The 20,001-nt window shown below is 56.7% G+C and carries 17 protein-coding genes and 3 pseudogenes; 10 read left to right on the top strand and 10 right to left on the bottom strand.

The genetic code is table 11. The features are described 5' to 3' along the window. Nucleotide 1 precedes the first annotated feature (1 nt). Together cyoC and cyoD are read left to right on the top strand one after the other, a co-directional pair. Nucleotides 2-616: a cytochrome o ubiquinol oxidase subunit III gene (cyoC, locus tag EXW71_RS00580; protein ID WP_134657168.1), complete on the top strand. Its 615-nt coding sequence runs from the start codon at nt 2-4 to the stop codon at nt 614-616. 1 nt (nt 617) lies between these two features. Beyond that, nucleotides 618-956, top strand: coding sequence for a cytochrome o ubiquinol oxidase subunit IV (gene cyoD, locus EXW71_RS00575; protein ID WP_123718237.1), 339 nt, complete (start codon nt 618-620; stop codon nt 954-956). Between the two features lie 90 nt (nt 957-1,046). Here the strand turns inward: cyoD and EXW71_RS00570 are convergent, their stop codons facing one another. Then, nucleotides 1,047-1,931, bottom strand: a complete 885-nt coding sequence (locus EXW71_RS00570; protein ID WP_372241313.1) for a ZIP family metal transporter — start codon at nt 1,929-1,931, stop codon at nt 1,047-1,049. A gap of 434 nt (nt 1,932-2,365) precedes the next feature. On the opposite strand from EXW71_RS00570, the gene EXW71_RS00565 reads away from it, so the two are divergent. Both EXW71_RS00565 and EXW71_RS00560 read left to right on the top strand, forming a co-directional pair. Then, nucleotides 2,366-3,124 carry an OBAP family protein gene (locus EXW71_RS00565; protein WP_134657167.1) on the top strand — a complete coding sequence of 253 codons (759 nt, stop codon included), beginning with the start codon at nt 2,366-2,368 and terminating at the stop codon, nt 3,122-3,124. Nucleotides 3,125-3,146: 22 nt separating this feature from the next. Next, complete coding sequence (locus EXW71_RS00560) at nt 3,147-3,821, top strand: HAD family phosphatase (RefSeq protein ID WP_134657166.1); 675 nt, start codon at nt 3,147-3,149, stop codon at nt 3,819-3,821. On the opposite strand, the gene EXW71_RS00555 is transcribed toward EXW71_RS00560, so the two are convergent. Further along, a complete protein-coding gene (locus EXW71_RS00555) occupies nt 3,818-5,134 on the bottom strand; it encodes an APC family permease (protein WP_256657135.1) in 1,317 nt (438 codons plus the stop codon). The genes EXW71_RS00560 and EXW71_RS00555 overlap by 4 nt on opposite strands. 326 nt (nt 5,135-5,460) lie before the next feature. Further along, nucleotides 5,461-6,342: a manganese catalase family protein gene (locus tag EXW71_RS00550; RefSeq protein ID WP_123718233.1), complete on the bottom strand. Its 882-nt coding sequence runs from the start codon at nt 6,340-6,342 to the stop codon at nt 5,461-5,463. 387 nt (nt 6,343-6,729) lie between these two features. On the opposite strand from EXW71_RS00550, the gene EXW71_RS00545 reads away from it, so the two are divergent. Then, nucleotides 6,730-7,953, top strand: a complete 1,224-nt coding sequence (locus EXW71_RS00545; RefSeq protein WP_134657165.1) for a zinc-dependent alcohol dehydrogenase — start codon at nt 6,730-6,732, stop codon at nt 7,951-7,953. A gap of 200 nt (nt 7,954-8,153) precedes the next feature. On the opposite strand, the gene EXW71_RS00540 is transcribed toward EXW71_RS00545, so the two are convergent. The 4 genes and pseudogenes from EXW71_RS00540 to EXW71_RS29260 all read right to left on the bottom strand — a co-directional run. Then, a complete protein-coding gene (locus tag EXW71_RS00540) occupies nt 8,154-8,717 on the bottom strand; it encodes a carboxymuconolactone decarboxylase family protein (protein ID WP_134657164.1) in 564 nt (187 codons plus the stop codon). Between the two features lie 104 nt (nt 8,718-8,821). After that, nucleotides 8,822-8,923: pseudogene (locus EXW71_RS28895) on the bottom strand (manganese catalase family protein); the annotation flags it as partial. Continuing rightward, a pseudogene (locus EXW71_RS29265) lies at nt 8,917-9,432 on the bottom strand (methyl-accepting chemotaxis protein); the annotation flags it as partial. The pseudogenes EXW71_RS28895 and EXW71_RS29265, both read right to left, overlap by 7 nt. Nucleotides 9,433-9,777: 345 nt before the next feature. Next, nucleotides 9,778-10,860, bottom strand: a pseudogene (locus EXW71_RS29260) (cache domain-containing protein); the annotation flags it as partial. A 262-nt stretch (nt 10,861-11,122) separates the two neighbouring features. On the opposite strand from EXW71_RS29260, the gene EXW71_RS00525 reads away from it, so the two are divergent. Further along, the gene (locus EXW71_RS00525) at nt 11,123-12,061 is read left to right on the top strand and encodes a DMT family transporter (RefSeq protein WP_134657162.1); all 939 of its coding nucleotides are present in this window, start codon (nt 11,123-11,125) and stop codon (nt 12,059-12,061) included. A gap of 244 nt (nt 12,062-12,305) precedes the next feature. On the opposite strand, the gene EXW71_RS00520 is transcribed toward EXW71_RS00525, so the two are convergent. Then, complete coding sequence (locus EXW71_RS00520) at nt 12,306-13,811, bottom strand: methyl-accepting chemotaxis protein (RefSeq protein ID WP_372241312.1); 1,506 nt, start codon at nt 13,809-13,811, stop codon at nt 12,306-12,308. A 570-nt stretch (nt 13,812-14,381) separates the two neighbouring features. On the opposite strand from EXW71_RS00520, the gene EXW71_RS00515 reads away from it, so the two are divergent. After that, complete coding sequence (locus tag EXW71_RS00515; RefSeq protein ID WP_134657160.1) at nt 14,382-15,323, top strand: cupin; 942 nt, start codon at nt 14,382-14,384, stop codon at nt 15,321-15,323. A gap of 121 nt (nt 15,324-15,444) precedes the next feature. On the opposite strand, the gene EXW71_RS00510 is transcribed toward EXW71_RS00515, so the two are convergent. Continuing rightward, complete coding sequence (locus tag EXW71_RS00510; RefSeq protein WP_134657159.1) at nt 15,445-16,329, bottom strand: LysR family transcriptional regulator; 885 nt, start codon at nt 16,327-16,329, stop codon at nt 15,445-15,447. A gap of 95 nt (nt 16,330-16,424) precedes the next feature. Between EXW71_RS00510 and EXW71_RS00505 the strand changes: the two genes are divergently transcribed. Beyond that, complete coding sequence (locus EXW71_RS00505) at nt 16,425-17,561, top strand: DSD1 family PLP-dependent enzyme (RefSeq protein WP_134657158.1); 1,137 nt, start codon at nt 16,425-16,427, stop codon at nt 17,559-17,561. Next, on the top strand, nt 17,551-17,940 hold the full coding sequence (locus EXW71_RS00500; RefSeq protein WP_134657157.1) for a RidA family protein: 390 nt from the start codon (nt 17,551-17,553) through the stop codon (nt 17,938-17,940). The genes EXW71_RS00505 and EXW71_RS00500 overlap by 11 nt, the downstream gene beginning before the upstream one ends. Before the next feature lie 793 nt (nt 17,941-18,733). Here EXW71_RS00500 and EXW71_RS00490 read toward each other — a convergent pair. Beyond that, on the bottom strand, nt 18,734-19,120 hold the full coding sequence (locus EXW71_RS00490) for a hypothetical protein (protein WP_134657155.1): 387 nt from the start codon (nt 19,118-19,120) through the stop codon (nt 18,734-18,736). Between the two features lie 656 nt (nt 19,121-19,776). Between EXW71_RS00490 and EXW71_RS28680 the strand changes: the two genes are divergently transcribed. Continuing rightward, nucleotides 19,777-19,914 (top strand): hypothetical protein, encoded by a 138-nt coding sequence (locus EXW71_RS28680; RefSeq protein WP_167659690.1) that lies wholly within the window; start codon nt 19,777-19,779, stop codon nt 19,912-19,914. Nucleotides 19,915-20,001: the final 87 nt, after the last annotated feature.

The following is a 20,001-nucleotide window of genomic DNA, read 5'->3' as shown; positions in this document are numbered from 1 at the left end:
CATGTCAGACATCGTATTGGACAAAGACATCGCCCACAGCCACGACCACGGCCACGAAGACGCCGGTTCCATGCGTATTTTCGGCTTCTGGGTGTACCTGATGACCGACTGCATTCTGTTCGCGACATTGTTCGCGACCTATGCGGTGCTGCGCGACAGCGTGGCTGGCGGACCTTCTTCAGCCGACATCTTCGAAGTGCCCTATGTGCTGATGGAGACCCTGCTGCTGTTGTTCAGCAGCATCACCTATGGCTACGCGATGCTGGCAATGAACCGCAATGACCGAAAAGCGCTGATTCGCTGGCTGGGCATCACGTTCGGGCTGGGTCTGGCATTCATTGGCATGGAGGTCTACGAGTTCCACCACTTGATCGCCGAGGGCCATGGCCCGAGCCGCAGCGCTTTCCTCACGGCGTTTTTCACTCTGGTCGGCACCCACGGCGCGCATGTCGCCACGGGGCTCGTGTGGATGGCGGTGTTGATGTGGCAGGTCAGTCGCCAAGGCATCACCACCACACAGGCGACGCGACTGAGTTGCCTCAGCCTGTTCTGGCATTTCCTCGACGTGGTGTGGATTTGCGTGTTCACCGTGGTTTATCTGTTGGGAGTGGTCTGAGATGTATAACCAAAGTGACGTTAAGAGTACTGCCGGCTCCAGCCATGGCAACAGCCGGATCTACCTGGTCGGGTTCGTGTTGTCACTGGTGCTGACACTGATCCCGTTCGGAATGGTGATCTTCCCCACCCTGCCCCGCAGCACCACTTCCTGGCTGGTGGTGGTCAGCGGCGTGGTCCAGGTGTTCGTCCACTTCAAGTATTTCCTGCACCTGGATACCGCCGCCGAGCAACGCTGGAACCTGGTCGCGCTGGTGTTTACGGCGGTTATCATTTTGCTGCTGGTGGGGTTATCGCTATGGATCATGAACAGCATTCACCTGAAGATGCTGGCGCACTGAAACGCATGGCATTCCCCATGCGGGCATGGCTGGAGCGGGCAACGCCCGGCATCGTCATGGGGGGCGTATTGGGTTTTGCATTCAACGGGTTTAACCCAAGGCTGTATCCAGAAACATCATCACCGCGAAACCCAGCATCAGGCCAAGTGTTGCAGACGTTTCATGACCGTTGCGATGGGTCTCGGGAATCACCTCGTGGGACACTACAAAGATCATCGCCCCCGCCGCCAGGCCAAGCGCAATCGGGTAACCCAGGGCAAACCCGCTGGAAATGCCCAAACCCACTACCGCGCCGATGGGTTCCATCAGCCCCGAACCTATCGCGATGAGTGCCGCTTTGAACGCGGACACACCGGTGACACGCAGGGCCAAGGCCACCGCGAGGCCTTCGGGGATATCCTGAATGGCGATGGCCGTGGTCAGCGGCATGCCCACATTCAGATCGCCATGAGCGAAGCTGACGCCAATCGCCATGCCTTCGGGCAAGTTATGCAACGTGATGGCCAGCACGAACAGCCATACCCGATTGAAGCGCTCGGTATCAGGCCCCTTGCGGCCGGTGCTGGCATGCTCGTGGGGGACAAAGCGCTCGAGCCCGACCATCAGCGCCACGCCCAGGGCCAGCCCCGCCACCACCACGCTTGCCGCCATGAACTGGTTGCCACTGATCTCTTGCGCAGCCGCGATCCCTGGGAGGATCAATGAAAAGGAGCTGGCGGCCAGCATCATCCCGGCTGCAAAACCCAACATGACGTCCTGGGTGCGGGTCGATATCTCGCGCAGGGCAACCGCGAGGACCGCACCGAGGGCCGTAGCTGCAAACCCGCTCAAGCCGCCCAGCAGGGCGAGGCGCAAGTTGGCCTTGTCCGCACCGACGATAGCGCTGTAGCCGCTGGCAAACAGCAGAACCGTCACGGCCAGCAACACCGACCAGAACAATGTGCCTGTCCATCCATGGTTCGACGCGTGTTTCATCCAGCTACGCAATGGGGCGCTGACTTTCGACTCGGACATCAGGCCTTCCGCTGCCGTGAAGCCTGCTCAATGGTTTTGGTGCTTGCGTTGAACAACTGCCGTTCAAGCGCAGCGGCCTCACGTTCGAACGACTGGATGCTGTTGTCGAACTGGCTGCGTCGCGGACGGGGACGTGACCTGGATGCAGGGGTAGCCATGTTTTCACCTCTCATAGGGTTGATGGTTATGAGGCACAACCGAAGCGGCGCGCATAGCCATCTGAAGCGCGTGCCGGGCAAAAGATTTAATAAAAAAGGCCGACACGCGACCGACGGTTCGACGCGAGCCTCGCACCGGCCCGGGCTGAAAATTAGTGAACGCGTAGCGTTTGGTGACTTCTACCAGTAGTCAGCTTCAACGAGGCTTGGAAGCAGTTCATCAAAAAGGAAGCGGAAATGAGCAGCACGTTCAACACCACTCGATCAATCTCCCTCCTGGCGTTCATCACCCTGACCACGGCGTGCGCGGGCAACAATTCAGCGTCGAATGTGGTCGCGCCCGGCGGCGATAAAACGCCTGCCACCCGCTCGCTCGACGCAGGCGCTGCCCTCCTCCAGTCACGCCCTCCCGTGGAGGCCTTGAATGCCTACCTCGACGGTTTCCACTTTTACAACGGCCACCCCGACGTACAAATGGAAGCCCACCACTATTGTTCAATCCTCAATGAGGACGTCATCCAGTGCGTGATCTACGACGGCAACCGCAAGGACGCCAAGCTGATGGGCGTGGAATACATCATCAGTGAGCCGCTGTTCGCACGCTTGCCCGAGCCCGAAAAGGCGCTGTGGCACAGCCACGTGCATGAGGTGAAATCGGGTCAGCTCATCGCCCCTGGCATTCCACAGGTGGCCGAGCACGCGCTGATGCAAAAACTCGTGCACACCTATGGCAAGACCTGGCACACCTGGCATACCGACCTCAACAAAGACCTGCCGCTGGGGGTGCCTCAACTGATGATGGGGTTCACCGCCGATGGGCAAGTCGACCAGAACATGGTCGCCGAGCGAGACCACCGATTCGGCATCGACAGCGCCAAGAAAAAACAGGCCCGCGCCGACATCGTCGCGCCGCCCGTAGCGCAGGGCGCGGATGCGTGGAAACACGGCGACATCATCCAGATCACCGATCCGACGGCCACCTCACATCATCCTTGAACACCCAACCTTTGGAGCAGACATGCGACCTCAAACAGCTTTCATCTTCGATCTGGACGGCACGCTCACCGACAGCGTCTACCAGAACGTAGCCGCCTGGAAATCCGCCCTGGATTCGGAAGGTATCCCGCTGGCCATGTGGCGGATTCACCGAAAGATAGGCATGAGCGGCGGGCTGATGCTCAAGACACTCTCGCGCGAAACCGGCGTGTCGATCAGCGAAGAGCAGGCCAAACGGTTGAGCAGTAAACACGCCTCAGCCTATGAAGCCCTGCAAAGTCAGATCATCGCACTGCCTGGCGCGGTGGAGTTGCTGCAGACGCTGGACCGCGACGGCATCAAGTGGTGCATCGCCACCAGCGGCGGGGTTGATACTGCACGGATCAACCTCAAGGCTTTGGGCCTGACGGCCGAGGACATCAACCTCATCACCCGTGATGACGTAACGTACGGCAAGCCCGACCCGGATCTGTTCCTGGCCGCCGCGCAAAAACTCGAGGTCCCCATCGAAGACTGCCTGGTGGTCGGCGATGCCATCTGGGATATGCTCGCCGCCAGGCGTTGCAAGGCAACCGGGGTGGGTCTGCTGTCGGGAGGCTACGACATCGGCGAGCTCGAGCGGGCCGGCGCACTCAGGGTTTACGAAGACCCGTCGGACTTGTTGCATCACTTGGACGAAATCGCGTCGCGCCCCTAGACGGAGGTTACGGTTTGCCGCGTAGCCAAGCGCGTGCAGCCGTACAGCAACACGCCCACCAGTACCAGAGCACCGGCGCGGAGCCAAGTACCCAGGCCTTGCTGGCTGAGCAGGATCAGGCAAGAAACCACCGCCAGCACGGGTACCCAGGTGGGCACGCGAAAATGTGCTTCTGCAACAGGGTCGCGACGCAGTACCAGTACTGCTACGTTGGTACTGAGGAAGACGAACAACAGCAGCAGCACGACGGTTTCGGCCAGAGTCGCAAGGGTTCCCGTCAGCGTTAATGCAATGGCCACTGCCGTGGTCGCAACAATCGCGACCCATGGCGTACGCCTTTCGGACAGCACGCTGCCGAATACGCCGGGCAGCAAGCCCAGGTTGGCCATGCCGTAGGTGAGACGGCTAGCCATTATCATTGTTAGAAGTGCCCCATTGGCTACCGCCACCAGTGCGATAAAGGCAAACACTTGCGGTGGTATGCTTAATCCAGAGGCTCGCACTACTTCCAGAAGTGGTGCCGAAGTTGCCACCAACCTTTCGATAGGCAGCACCGAAGCGGCGGCGACCCCTACAGCCATATAGGCAACCCCGGCTGTGATTAAAGCGGCAAACAAGGCACGCGGGTAAACGGTGCGTACGTCTCGAATCTCCTCAGCAAGATTGGCTGAGGTCTCAAACCCTACAAATGAATAAAATGCGAGTAATGCGGCCCCAAGAACCGCAAGTATGGGACTGACTCCAGACTTGAACTCAATCGTACGGGCAAGATCACCCTGCCCTGTCCTGAAGTACCAAGCAGCCGCTACGACCACGAGAATGAGCCCTGAGAGCTCGATGACCGTCATAACCAAATTCGCGCTGAGGGATTCCTTAATGCCGCGAGCATTGAGCAGCGCGACGGCTACCAGAAAAACCAGCGCAGCGATGTGCGGAGGCACATCAACGAACGCTGCGAGATAGTCGCCGGCGAACGCGAGTGCCAGCCCAGCCGCGCTGGTAATGGCAGCGGCCAACATGCAGAACCCGACTAAAAAAGAGATCACCGGTGAATGGAAGGCTTTCTCCGCGAATACAGACGCAGCGCCCGCGTGAGGGTATTTGGTCACCAGTTCTGCGTAAGAGCCCGCAGTGAGCATGGCGAAAAATAGCGCAACCAGCAGTGGGAGCCAGATCGCGCCCCCGACCTCGCCTGCGATAGACCCGACCAATGCGTATACACCCGCCCCCAATACATCGCCGAGGATAAACAAATAAAGCATAGGCACCGTCACGGCTCGGCGTAACGCGGTCTTGGGTTTGGCAGTTGACATGGTCAGTACTCGTTTTATCTGTAATACAAATAGCCCAGACGTGCGAACAACCGCCGGATGCTTAAATGTATGAGAAGGACAAAACAGTGAAGTTCAGAAAAAGTCTGCGGACTAAGGAGGAACCCGGACTTTACAAACGCACGAGATTGAATCAGGCGAACTGGTAGCAGCTCCAAAAGATTGGCATAAGTTCCCATCATCACAAAGCGTTTGGCTATAAAATACTTATAGGCATAAGTGGTATTAATGAATGTTCAATGCAGCTCAATCCGTACTGCTTATATTCGAGATCAAAAAGGCGGCCCCGCCAAGGGCCGCCTGAACGACTATGCATTTTTACCCTGTACCAAACCTGAGCCCAATTCAGCGCCTGTTAAAGGCTCGCTGAGCGGATCAGAAGCAGTCCTGATTTTCATATCTTCCAATACGCTCGCATCTTCAGGCGACAAATCGACAGTCGCCGACCCATCCCCACCGTCGACGGCCGGTGCCGGACTTTCAACATACTCCCAGTCCCCGCCCTCGTTCCACGGGCCACGAACATTTGGCTCGCCTGACATGTTGAAATACTTACTGGTGAACTCCGGCATGCCGGGAAGTTTGCCTTGGGGGAAATTCGGCTGAATGGCATGCAGGGCTTTTTCAAATGACTTTTGGTGCGCAATCTCACGCGTCATTAAAAACCCGAGGGCTTCCTTGACGCCAGGGTCGTCAGTGACGTTGATTAAGCGCTCGTAAAGGATCTTTGCACGTGCTTCCGCTGCGATATTTGAACGGAAGTCCGCTGTGGGCTCGGTGATCGAGTCAACATAGGCTGCGGTCCAAGGCACACCAGCGGAGTTCACCAGCGGAGCGCCGGCGCCATACAGCAAGCTGGTAATATGCGAGTCATTGCCGGCGCCATTTATAGCGCGGTAAAGCTCCCCTTCTTCCTGGACGCCTTCCGCCAGCTGACCTTTGGCACCGCGGTTGAGCATTACGATGATGGACCCCACGATTTCAAGGTGGCTCAATTCTTCAGTGGCAATGTCCATAAGCAGATCTTTGCGCCCTGGGTCCTCTTCCGCTAATGCCTGGGTGAAATATCGCGCTGCAGCCGCCAACTCGCCGTTCGCACCACCAAATTGCTCCAGCAATAAATTCGCCAGCCCAGGATTGGGTTGAGCAACGCGCACTGTGTACTGCAGTCGTTTGTTATGTAAAAACATAATAGCTTCCTCTAAACAGGCTCGAACACGGCAACCTTAAATGTCTGTTGCCGCACGTATGAATTGTGAAAAGTGTCGCGACTATTAATTTCTTTTATTCACCCGCGACGTGACCGACGGTTGCATTGAGGTAGTTCAATATATTTAGGATTCGCTCGCCTTTAGTTCTAGGCAGTTGAATTCATGCAGAAATTATTTTTATCACAAGAAACCATTTCAAAAATTCAGATTAAATTGAACCTTTGCAGCGGTTACGGCCCCACCCGACAACTGAATTTCTTTCTCCATGTGATAGCGACCGTCAGTCACATGACGCCGTATAACTATGAACTTCCGCGTTATGCCGCTGCTCTCCCACTTACCAGCATTTAATCAGAGGAAAAAAATATGAGAGCGCTCACTTATCACGGCGCGCACAGCGTTAAAGTCGACACTGTGCCCGATCCAATAATTGAAGAGAGTGATGACATCATTCTCCGAGTTACCGCGACGGCGATTTGCGGATCCGATCTGCATTTGTACCGCGGTAAAATTCCCGCAGTGGAGCATGGTGATATTTTTGGCCATGAATTTATGGGTATCGTCGAAGAAGCAGGGTCAGATGTCACCGCAGTTCGACCCGGCGACCGCGTCGTCATCCCTTTTGTCATTGCCTGTGGCCACTGCTTCTTTTGTGATATGGATTTGTTCGCCGCCTGTGAAACGACGAACACCGGCCGCGGTGCGATAATGAATAAAAAGGCCATCCCACCCGGCGCGGCGCTGTTTGGTTTCAGCCATTTATATGGCGGTATCCCAGGAGGCCAGGCAGAGTACGTGCGCGTGCCAAAAGCGAATACGGGCCCTTTCAAAGTGCCGGGGGCACTCTCGGATGACAAGGTGTTATTTCTTTCGGACATATTGCCCACCGCTTTTCAAGCGGTGACGAACGCGGGTATCGGCAACGGCTCGAGCATTGCCATCTACGGCGCTGGCCCTGTCGGTTTATTGAGTGCCGCCTGCGCCCGAATGCTCGGCGCCGAGCAGATCTTTATGGTCGACCACCACCCCTATCGACTGGCTTACGCGCAAAAAACCTACGGTGTGATTCCAATCAATTTTGATGAGGACGACGACCCGGCGGACACTATCATTCGTCAGACCAAGGGCATGCGGGGTGTTGACGGCGTCGTAGACGCGGTAGGCTTTGAGGCCAAAGGGAGCACCACCGAAACCCTCCTTGCGACGCTCAAACTGGAAGGCAGCAGCGGTAAGGCGTTACGTCAGTGCATTGCCGCCGTCAGACGCGGTGGCGTGGTGAGTGTGCCTGGCGTGTACGCTGGATTCATCCATGGCTTCCTGTTCGGCGATGCGTTCGACAAAGGTCTGACATTCAAGATGGGCCAGACTCACGTTCAGCGTTACCTGCCAGAACTACTTGAGCATATCGAGACCGGTCGCCTGGCCCCGGAGGTGATCATCAGTCACCGGATGTCATTGGAACAGGCGGCTGAAGGTTATAAGTTATTCGACAAGAAACAAGACGACTGCAGGAAAGTCATCCTCACCCCAGGTGATTCAAGCCTACCTCTCGCCGAATTGGACCAAAGCGGCGTGTTGTTAAACACCTAGTGGACAATAAGGGCGAAGAAGGTCGCTGAGCCAGCAGGGTCAGTGATTTCGCCCATTTTATAGTTCTATCACTTACGCATAGGGCTAAGCGTCCGGCTGTAAAGTCCAGCTTGAGCCGGTCGCACGTCCTAGCCGCTCGCTTGCTACTTTCTATCCGCGCTTGATCACAACCCCGAGCATTCGTTAGTTCAACAACGCACTCATAGCTCAGCAAATGGCAGCGGTGCATCGGTATCACGGCGCACCGAAAACACATTAAGCGTCATTGCCACTAGCGCGTAGTATCCGAAAACACCGACTAGCTCGACTACGGCCGGCTCTCCGAATGCCCAAATTGCCCGCGCGTAGAGCGAGTCATCGATACGGCGAGTCTCATAAAGCGTCTTGCCGAGGCGGTAGACCAATTCCTCGTCTGCTCGTGTAAACGGCGGCGGCGTCTGCCGCTTTAAGGCCTCGATCACGGCGTCACTAACGCCTGCAGAGCGTGCAATAGGCTCATGAATCTGCCACTCCGCCTGGGACTGCCACCAGGCGGCAGTGAACAGGATCGCAAGTTCGGTCAGGCGTAGTTCAAGCCGCGTGCCATACCGACAGAACGCCCCCAGGCGCTGTGCATGATTGGCCAGTTCCGGACTTTGAATCCAGGCAAGGAATGGACCATCCAGGTTCCCGCGTGGTCCCGCAATAATGTCCTTGAGAACTGCGCGCTGAGCGTCGTCCATGCTCGCTTCGGTCAATTCGCTGAGTCGCGATTGAATTGTCATGCGCTATTCCCTCAAAGGCGGAGTTCTCGCGGACGATGGGGAGAATGCCATGTCCTTTCCTACCTAAAAAGACCACACGCCGTTGCGGCGTGCGGTACTGATCATCAAGCGTCTGGTTGCCCCTGAACGCCCGCGCCCAGATCGGCGCCGGTGATGGGGTTACTCTCGGGGTCGGACATCGTTCGCGCCTTCATATTCACTAATATTTGAAACGACCCACCAAGCCTTTGAGCTGACCGGAAATCTCTATCAATCGGCCCGAGCCTGCCTGTGAGGACTGGGCAAAGCCTTCGACCAGTTGGGCATCGGCGTGGATCTGCGCGATGTGCCGATTGATCTCTTCGGCCACCTGGTGCTGCTCCTCGGCAGCCGTGGCGATCTGGGTATTCTGGTCGCGGATCGAGTCCACCGAACCACGGATCTTGTCGAAGCTGTCACGTGCCTGCTGGATGCGTTCCACACTGGCGTGGGACACCTGCAGGCTGCCCTGCATCTGTTGCGTGACCTCCTGGGTGCGGCGGGCGAGATTGCCCAGCAAGCTGTCGATCTCGCCGGTGGAGTCGGCTGTGCGACGAGCCAGGGCGCGGACTTCGTCGGCAACCACGGCGAAACCCCGGCCCTGGTCGCCGGCGCGGGCCGCTTCAATCGCTGCGTTGAGCGCCAGCAGGTTGGTCTGCTCGGCAATCGAGCGGATGGTGTCGAGAATGGTGTTGATGTTCTGGCTGTCCTGCTCCAGCAACTGCATGGTCTGGGTAGACTTTTGCAGGTCTTCGCTGAGCTTGAGCACACTGCCGGTGGCTTCGCCGATGTGCTGTTGGCCGTCATGCACGTCGCGATAGCCTTCGTCGGCACTCGACGCGGCGGCGCTGCATGAACGCGCGACTTCATTGGCGGTAGCGACCATTTCGTTGAACGCAGTGCTCACCAGCTCCACGGCTTCACGCTGGCGACCGGCGGCCTGGTTCATGTTGTTGGCCACTTCGCTGGTGTCGGTGGCGGCAGCCTGCAGGTCGGAGGAGGCGTTGCCGATGCGCTGCACCAATTGTGCGATCATGCCCAGGAACTGGTTGAACCAGCCCGCCAGGCTGGAGGTTTCGTCCTTGCCCTGCACCTTGAGTTGACGCGTCAGGTCGCCCTCTCCTTCGGCGATTTCTTGCAGGCCGTCGGCCACGCCGCGAATCGGACGCACGATGACGCTGGCAAAGCTGGCGCCGACTATCGCGAACACCAACGCCAATGCCGCGGCAATAGCGGCGATCAACCACGTCAGGCGGGTGGCGGCGGCCATCACTTCATCACGCTTGATCAGGCCGATAAAGCGCCAGCCCAGGTCTTTGGAACTGACCACGTTGGCCATGTAGGGCACGCCATCAATCTCGATCTGGGTCACGCCGTCGCCTCGCTTGGCCAGTTCGGCGTAGTTGGCGCCCAGGTCGCCCAGGGGTTTGAAGTTGTGCTTGGCGTCGCTGGGGTCTACCAAAACGTTACCGTTGGCTTCCACCAGCATCAGGTAGCCGCTGTCGCCCAGCTTGATGTTGCGCACCAGCTCGGTGAGCTGTTTGAGCGACACGTCCAGCCCAACCACTCCCAGGATATTCCCGGCGGTATCGGCGACAGTGTGCACCGTGCCGATCAGCGTCGCATCGTCCGGCGCCCAATAATAGGCACCGGTGCGCACGGTGACGCCTGGCGCGGCGATGGCCGCTTTGTACCAGGGGCGTACACGTGGGTCATAGTTGTTCAGTTTGGTGTCGTCCGGCCAGCTGGCGTAGCCGCCATCGCTCAGCCCCAGGGACAGGTAAGCCGTACTCGGATGGCTTTTGGCGAACTGGTCGAATATCGCCAGCAGCTCTTTGTTGGTCTGCGTGAGCGGAATTTGCGCGGCGTCGGCGCCTGCGTAGCTCTTGAGGTCTTTGGCCGCGACAACGCGCGGATCCTTGGCTACGTAATCGACGTTTTGGCTGATGCCGTCGAAAAACTGCTTCATGCCATTTTCGATCTGGCGGATCTCGCGACCGCTGCTCTCGAGGAAATTGGCCTGGGCCCCTTCTCGCAGATTCAACGCTACCAAAACGGCGACCAGGATGACCGGGACGCACGCAATAGCCGCGAACGCCCAGGTCAGCTTCTGCTTGATATTCATGACTTCACCCGCGAGTTATAGTTTTTGGCAAGGGGAAACGCTAGCGCTGAACGTCGCATGTGTTGTTATAAGGGAGGATAAAATCCATGCGTACTCTGAATTATCGACCGCGATCGTACGCACTTTAGGGTGATCATGGGAGCTTTTGCACGGCGAACGTCCAGGCAGGCAGTAATGTTGGCCAATGCGTAACATCTTGCCGACTGGGTTTTAGGAGAGCGCCCCTTGGGGCGATTCAAGGTTGATCAAATAAGGAATCATCATGCCTGCAACCACTACAACAGTTACCGCCGCCGAAAACCGACAAAGCATTCTCATCGTCGTGGCTTCGGTGTTCCTGTTGTCAGTGTCAGACGCGCTTATCAAGGCCACCAGTGCCGAGACGTCGATGTGGCAGCTCTATGTGATTCGCTCGCTCCTGGCCATTGGCATGTTCGCCGCTTTGCTGATGTACCGCCGCGACACAACGCAGCAATGGCTCCTGTCCCCCTTGTGGGTCGGCACACGAAGCCTGCTGCTCGCGTTAATGTGGGTCGCTTTTTACAGCGCACTGCCCTTCATCAGCCTGACCATTGCCGCATTGGCAATTTATACGACACCTCTGTTTATCGCTGTGTTCTCGGCAATCACCCTGAACGAGCATGTCACACCGCGCAAATGGCTGGCCATTCTGGTGGGGTTCGTCGGGGTGGTAGTCACACTCGGGCCAAGCCAGGGTGACTTCAACTTATGGACACTGCTGCCCATTCTCGCTGCGATTTTCTATGCGCTCGCAGCGGTCGTGACCAAAGGCAAATGCGCGAATGAGTCACCGATTCACCTTGCCTTGGCGCTGAACATTGTCCTGCTGTTGATGGGGGTGGTGGGTAGCATTGTCGTCGCACAGACCGGCCCACATCTACCGGGCAACGAGGGCCTGCGATTCCTGGTGGGCGGCTGGTCGCCTATGACGATCAGTGACTGGGGCGTAATGGTGCTGCTGGCGGTCTTGATGGTACTGGTCAGTACCGGCATCGCGCGGGCTTATCAAATCGGCGAGACCTCTGTCATTGGCGCATTCGATTACACCTACCTGATCTTCGCTATCGCCTGGGGAGCCCTGCTGTTCAATGAAGTACTCAATGGCCGAACTGCGGCCGGCCTGGCCCTTATCCTTATTTCAGGCTTCATCTTGCTGAAAAAGCCCACCGCGGCTCGCTGAAGTCTTCAGATGCACAGGTCTTAACAAGGGATGTTTATGCTGACGCTAGCTCATTCCTGTCCAACGTGATTGATAGCGCCCATCCCCTTGCTCACCAACGTGCTGGAGCAAGGGCTTATCAGCACCGCCCCTTGTGGCTTCGGAACTTGTAGCGGCGTTTGTCGACTGCCACCCGGCGCGTGAACTCAGTCGGCTAAACAAAAAAGGCCTGCATCAGGCAGGCCTCCTGGACGGATGTGTACGCTTATCGGTTAAAGCGCTCGACCAGGGAGTATTGCGTGGCGGCTGTCCTGGTCAGCTCTGTGTTCAGCCCTGCCGATTCGCGTGCCTGCTCCGAGGTTTGATCGGCCAGTTGGGCGATGGTGGCGATGTTCTGGCTGATTTCCTCGGCTACCGCACTTTGCTCCTCCGTTGCACTCGCAATCTGAGTGGTCATGTCGGTGATGTTAGCGACGGCTTCACTGATCCCCAGCAACGCCTTGTCCGCTTCGAGCACTTGAACCACACCCTCTTCGGCCTGACGGCAGCCGCTCTCCATGGTTTGCACGGCTTTGCTGGACGACACCTGGAGCGTGGTAATCAGTTGGTGGATCTGCATGGTCGATTGCGAAGTACGCTGTGCCAGTTGGCGAACCTCGTCGGCCACCACGGCAAAGCCTCGCCCCATATCGCCGGCTCGGGCGGCTTCGATGGCGGCATTGAGTGCCAGCAGGTTGGTCTGATCGGCGATGCCTTTGATCACATCGACGACCGTGCCGATTTCGTCGCTGTCCCGAGCCAACTGCGCCACGGTCTGGCCGGTTTCACTCACGACGGCCGACAGGCGCTCAATGGCTTCGCGAGTCTCCCGCGCCACCTCACGACCGCGTCCCGTCAGTTGGTTGGCTTGCTGGGTGGCATCCGCGGTGCGTTGGACATGCCTGGCAACTTCCTGGGTAGTCGCAGCCATCTGGTTGACCGCGGCAGACACTTGTTCAGTCTCGACACGCTGGCGATCCAGGCCTTTTGAGCCCTGAGTGGCGAGCACCTCGGATTGCCTGGCGAGGTGACTGAGCTGCTCGGCAGTGTCTTGCAAGCGCGTAAGGCAAGTCTTCAGACGCGCGGCCTGACTGACGAAGGCCGTTTCCAGGCGGGCTTGCGGGCCCTGGGCATCGCTGTACATCTGTGCAATCAATGAGTCGGAGGTCGAGGGTTCAGCCATCTGCAACAAGCGCAGCGTGCCCCGCCTTTGCCAACGTGAAAAAACCAAGCCGAACGGCAACGCCACAGCTGCCGCCACACCGATTGCCAAAGGCGCGCTGAAGAACAGGCCGCCTACCGCACCTGCCAGCCCGGTGACCAGATACGGCAGACAATCCTGCACAGCGCACTTCAAGCTTTCCCACTGAGGAACGGCCGATTTTCCTTGGCTGATGCGCTTATAGAGCGTTTGCGCCCGACGGACCTGATCCGCTGTCGGCTTGACCCTGACCGATTCGAAACCTACTACCTGGCTGCCTTCAAATATCGGTGTGACGTACGCGTTGACCCAATAGTGATCGCCATTTTTGGAGCGGTTTTTGACAATCCCCATCCATGGCCGACCCTGTTTGAGCGCACTCCACATGTGGGCAAACACAGCCGGAGGCACGTCCGGATGACGTACGATGTTTTGCGGAGCACCGATCAGATCATCACGATCAAAACCGCTGATCTCGACAAACGCGTCATTGCAATAAGTGATAACGCCTCGCGCGTCTGTCGTCGAGATAAGTTTCTGCTGCGGCCCGAGTGAAACTTCACGCTGAGTGACAGGTTGATTATTTCTCATAACTACTACCTTCTTTGACGTGTAAAGCCATCGGCAAGCGCTATGAAAAGTTAATAACTTTTTTTGAAAAACTTCTTATACGTACATTTTTCGCATAAAAATTGAACAATAAAACGAACATCAGGAAAGCTGAACGAAAGTACCAACTAAGGTGAATAAACAGAGAATTTATCTGCCACCCTCGTCGCAGCCCCGGCGCTTTTTTGAGTTGATTCATCAATTCCAATAAAGGCGGGAATAACGCCAGGACGCCAACGGACGCGAACTTCAATGGATATCTTGAGCAGGCAAAAAGTCTCTATTCACCGATATCTTGGCGTCCAATTTTCGCTCATGTCTTTTGTAACCTGAGTGGTTAATCAGCAGGCACCCAGGGCACGGTCCGTCGGCACAAACCGGGCACATCGTTTACATTGGTTCAGTCAGCACTTCCCGTTGTCCCACCCTTGCAGCGTCTGACGGCACTCCGGCAGAGGCTGCATCAAAGGATCAGAGATCGAGGTGATAACCGTGAACAGCACATTCCGGATCGATGCAGTAGACGCCGTGCCGCCAAACGAGCGCGAAGCCGAATATTTCGAGTACAGCAAAGCGGCGAATCCGATCAGCGCCAAGCTCATTACGGGCGTTCCCTACCACAACTTTCCAGCGTCGCTCTGCGAATCAGGCCCCTCGCGAATCGTGCCGCTGGACCTGAGCGAAGCATTGGGCTGCGAAGGGCCGGCCACCGGGCCCGGGCTTTGTGCAAACTTTATCCGCCTCAATGCGGGCGACAGCCTGACGCTACAGCCCAACGCCACCTCGCAGGTTTTTTATGTGATTGCCGGCGCTGGCGAAGTTACCCAGGGCGAGCACACCCTTGAATGGTCCAAAGGCTGCTTCATGGCGCTGCCAGGTCTTCTGAGCGCCTGCTTCAGCGCGACCGAGGATGCCCGCCTCTACTACGTGCATGACGAACCGTTGCTGCGTTATCTCGGCGTGACCCGCAGCACTGACCGGTTCATCCCCACGTTGTATCCGGCGCAGACCGCCAACGCGAAGCTGCGTGAAGCGGCCGATGACCCGCGCGCGCAAGACCGCAGCCGTATCAGCATCTTGTTGGGCAATCGCAATTTCCCGCAGACCCGCACCGTCACTCACGTGCTCTGGGCAATGTATGGAATTCTGCCGCCCGGCTCGATCCAGAAACCTCACCGGCATCAGTCCATTGCGCTGGATTTCATCGTCGATTGCCCCGCAGGATGCTACACGCTGGTCGGCACCGAACTGGATGCCGATGGCCAGATACGTAACCCGGTTCGCGTGGATTGGGCCCCGGGGCTGGCTTTTGTCACGCCGCCCGGCTACTGGCATGCCCACTTCAACGAGTCGGATCAGGAAGCGTTCCTGATCCCGATCCAGGATGCGGGGCTGCAGACCTATCTTCGCTCACTGGATATCCGCTTCAGTTGATAGCGGTTGTGCACTGCCCCGCTCGCCTCGACCGCTCGCCCTGCACGAGCGGTCGGGCATCAGGTTGAAGAACGGCGCGAACCGTCATTCATATGAAGGGGTTTGCGCTGCCCTAATCTGATCATGCTTTCAATGCATCTTCCAGAAACGCCACCAATGCCTCCACCCGCGGGCTGCGCAGTTTGCGTGAGGGCACCAACAGGTTGATGGGGGCACTGTCGAATTGCCAGTCCGCCAACACCCGGACCAGGCTGCCGTTGGCAATTGCATCACCGACATCCCACTGCGAACGCAGCACCAACCCCAAACCTTGCTCAGCCCAACGCCGTGCGACGCTGCCATCGTTACTCAACAGCACCGGGTCGATGCGCAGTGTTTTACGTTTCTGTTCCTTGCGCATATGCCACAGCGTGACATCTTCGTCATTTTCCCGGATGCAAATGCAGCGATGCTCGGCCAATTGCTCCGGTGACGAGGGCACACCGTACTGTTCCAGATAGGCCGGGCTTGCGCACAACCATCGGTGGTTTTGCGTGAGGGGCCTGGCAACCCACAGGCTGTCATTGAGGTGACCGATGTGAATCACCGCGTCGCTGTCGTGCCGATCAGGCCACGGCGTTTCGCGCAAATCCAGGTGCAGGCACAGCTGTGGATGCAACTTGGCAAAGCGCGCCAGCAGCGGCGCAATGCGCTGGCGTCCATAGCCGAACGGCGCCGCCAGCCTGAGGGTGCCAGTCAGTCGCTCGTCCTGCCGTTTGAACGACTCTGGGAGCGCTTCCAACTGCTCCAGCAACAGCGCACATTCACGCGAGAAACGCTCACCATCGGCAGTCAGGCTCAAGCGCCGGGCATCGCGATTGGCCAGGGTCAGCCCCATCAACGTCTCCAGCTTGCGCAGACGCATGGACAATGCGGGGGGCGAGACGTTGAGCACCCTGGCGGCAGCACTTAAAGACTCGGAGCGCGCCAGTGTTGCAGCCAGACGTAGATCTTCGACGGAGATCATTCAGTTTTACTTAATGATTGATGACCATTGATTGAACCACAACTTTACGATAGCTGAGTAGAGTGGCCACCGTATCCAGCCACCCGAGTTCCGTCATGTCAGTCCCGATTGCCTCCCTCGATACCCCCGTCGCGCTAGTCGATGCCTCGCGAATGCAGCGCAATATTCAACGCATGCAGCAACGCATGGACACCTTGGGCGTGCGTTTGCGCCCCCACATCAAAACCAGCAAATGCCTGCCCGTGGTCAAAGCGCAGATAGCCGCCGGCGCGAGTGGGGTAACGGTTTCCACCCTGAAAGAAGCTGAATATTGTTTTGCTGAAGGCATCAGCGATGTGTTTTATGCCGTCGCGATAGCGCCTGGCAAATTGGCGCAGGCACTGGCACTCCGGCGCCGGGGCTGCAACCTGAGTCTGCTCACCGACAGCGTCATTGGAGCTCAGGCCATTGTCACCTTCGCACAGCAACACGACGAACGATTCGAGGTCTGGATCGAGATAGATTGCGACGGCCATCGCTCAGGCTTGGCCGTTGAAGACCCTGCACTCATAAACGTCGCACGGGTCCTGGTCGAGGGAGGCATGCACGTGCGAGGCGTGATGACCCACGCCGGCTCCAGCTATGAACTCGAGACCCTTCAAGCGCTGCAGACCCTTGCCGAACAGGAACGCCACCTCTGCGTCAGCGCCGCTGAAAGAATCCGCGAAGTCGGTATCGCATGCCCCGAGGTCAGCATCGGATCCACACCCACCGCCCTGTCGGCACTGAGCCTGGAAGGCGTGACGGAAGTACGCGCAGGCGTTTATGTGTTCTTCGACCTGGTCATGTACAACATCGGCGTTTGCCAGGCGGACGAGTTGGCCCTGAGCGTGCTGACCACCGTCATCGGCCATCAGCAAGATAAAGGCTGGATCATCACCGACGCCGGCTGGATGGCCATGAGCCGTGACCGCGGCACTCAGCGTCAGCGAAAGGATTTCGGTTACGGACAGGTGTGTACCGAAGCGGGCGACTGGATCGAGGGAGCGCGAGTGACTGGCGCCAACCAGGAGCACGGCATCATCACCCTTGGAGCGGCCCAGGGCACCGACATCGCGGCGCGCTTCCCCATCGGCAGCCGCCTGCGCATCCTGCCCAACCACGCGTGCGCCACCGGCGCGCAATTCCCGCACTATCACGCCTGCGACGCCGAAGGCGCCGTGCACACCTGGAGTCGCCTGCATGGCTGGTAAGATCGAGTTGATCCACACGACCAACGCGGCCGCTCCGGGCGGGCACTACTCCCAGGCGGTACTGCACCAGGGCGTTTTATACGTGTCCGGGCAGTTGCCGGTGCGCGCAAACGGCGAGCACAGCGCCGACCAGCCGTTTGAGGTGCAAGCCTCAATCGCGCTCGATAACCTGATGGCGATCCTCAGCGCAGCGGGCCGGAGTGCGAGTGACCTGTTGAAGGTGACGGTGTATGTCGTGGGGGTAGAACACTGGGCCACTTTTGATCGGGTTTATGCGTGTTATCTGGGAGAGCATCGGCCGGCGCGTGCGGTGGTTCCGGTGGCGGGGTTGCATCATGGGTATTCGATAGAAATTGAGGCAGTGGTTGGTGGGTTGTAAGTGTCATCATTGACCAAGAATAGTTTTTTAACTTTTCATAGCCATATCCGCTGGTTGGCTGTTAAGTAAGTGCCATTCTGGTCTAACTCCTATCTCTCAATTACTCGCCACTCAACTTCCTGACCAACGTAACCGCCATTAGCTTCGACGTTTTGCTCTCTGCCTCAATTATGTCATCTAGAGCGCGTATAACCTGCACCCTATCAGAAATACAGCCAGCCAAAAAAACTGACTCGATAGATTCAATTGCATGAATGACAACCGACTCCTCTCCAGTTTTCAGAAGCATGAGCAAAACGCGCAACGCCCCCTCATTATCCGAGTCACCGAGAGACTCCGCGCACCTACCTCGCCAAGCGTCAGACTTCGCCAGAACAGCCGATTCAAGTTCGTTCCAGCTTGAACTATCAAACTGAGAGACCTTGGAGGCCGCGATATCAATCCCTACATCCGACCAGTAATCTTCTGACCCTATCGAATCCAGCAAAAACTTATACTCTTTAAACATATTTCACCTATCAGAATTTTATCGGATACGCGGAGCCTCTACCACAAGGGTAGCCAGCAGAGCAAAATAGGGGTCAAGTAAAATAGGGGGCAGACCACCACTCATATACTTCAAAGAGCAATTCTGATCACTTTTAAAAAACCGTGGTCTGGCCCCTATTTCGTTTTGGACACAGAAGTCGAACCACCATTCTCTCTATGTTTTAAGGAGCGAATTTTCTGAACTCTAAAAAACGCAAAGCCGTAGCGCCCCCCAATTTCGCGCCTATTTCGAGTTCAACTCGCTTCACAAATGTTGCTTACAGCTGACAACTGAAAATTCCCGAGCAAGCACTTCAAACCCTGTGCCTCCATAGTCTTTCAGCCTATATTTAACTCCTTCAAGCTGATCAGCTGAGACGTCATCCATTTCAATTTCGCTCAAGTAAAAACTCCCACACAAATCAGGAATTGCTAAACGACGAACCCCTGTAAACCCTAAAACAACTTCAAACGCCGGCGACTGCTCAGACTCATAAAGCATCTCCAGGCTAACCCTGTAAGTATCAACTGCGTGCCCCAAATTTTCTCGCTGCAAGCTGAGTCCCAGAACGAGGTTTAGATTATAAAAATCAAAATCTGAAATAATGGAAAGCTTCTCAATGCCCTCAAAGCTCATTTCAAGTGGCCGCATATTCCCTCCTAGTAATCTGGATGCACGTTAGGCCTAGCACCTTTGACATTTTGATTTCTTAAAATAGGGGTCAGACTACCAGTATTCCTATGTTTTTAAAGAGCAACTCTGCTGAACTCTAAAAAACACAAAATCGTGATCTCCCCCCTATTTTCCGGGGTCTACCTCCTATTTTTTCATTGAACTCTAAAAAAAGCAAACACGTGGTCTGCCCCTTATTTTTTGGGCCTGATAGATTAAATAAATCTGTCCCCTTTATCCATGGAGGGAGACGCTCAGCCTCCGTGGCGTTTCTTCAGCCATGATAAGACCCAGACTCCGAACCCTACGGGTACGGCATAAGCCAAAGCACTCGGAAACAAACCAAAAAAATCAGGCCAACCACCCCCCCATACACCAGTCTTATAGTAACTAATTGAAGCCCCCATAAGTTTCGCGATAACACCAACCAACGAAAATAATAAGATCAAATAAACCAACAAAAATATAAACGCTTGCAATTTTGAATTAGGCTTAATCATTTCTTGCCCCCCCCAAAAAACTTATCTCGCCGTTAACTACTTCAGAATCGTACATAAAATCGGGGTCAGACCACCATTCTTTCTATAATTTTAAATAGCAACTCTGTTGAACTCTAAAGAACACAAAAGCGTGGTATGCCCCCTATTTTCCAACTACTGCGAGTGATCGGTGAAGTCGCTAGCCAAGCGTATACCGCGCAAGCCACCACGCAGCACGCGGCGCAGCGGCTGGAGCAGCCGGCGCAGTGGCGGGTGAGTGTCGCCAAAGGGTAATGATCGCCCAATTGTTTTGCCGAATGAGTACATTTCCTACAACAAGCCCTGAAACAGGAAAGTCCGAGGCGACAGCGCCTTGCTCCC

This window comes from Pseudomonas sp. BCA17 (genome assembly GCF_004519405.1).
GTDB lineage: Bacteria > Pseudomonadota > Gammaproteobacteria > Pseudomonadales > Pseudomonadaceae > Aquipseudomonas.
Note: the sequence above shows the minus strand (reverse complement) of the source record. Positions and strands in the feature narration are given on the sequence as shown.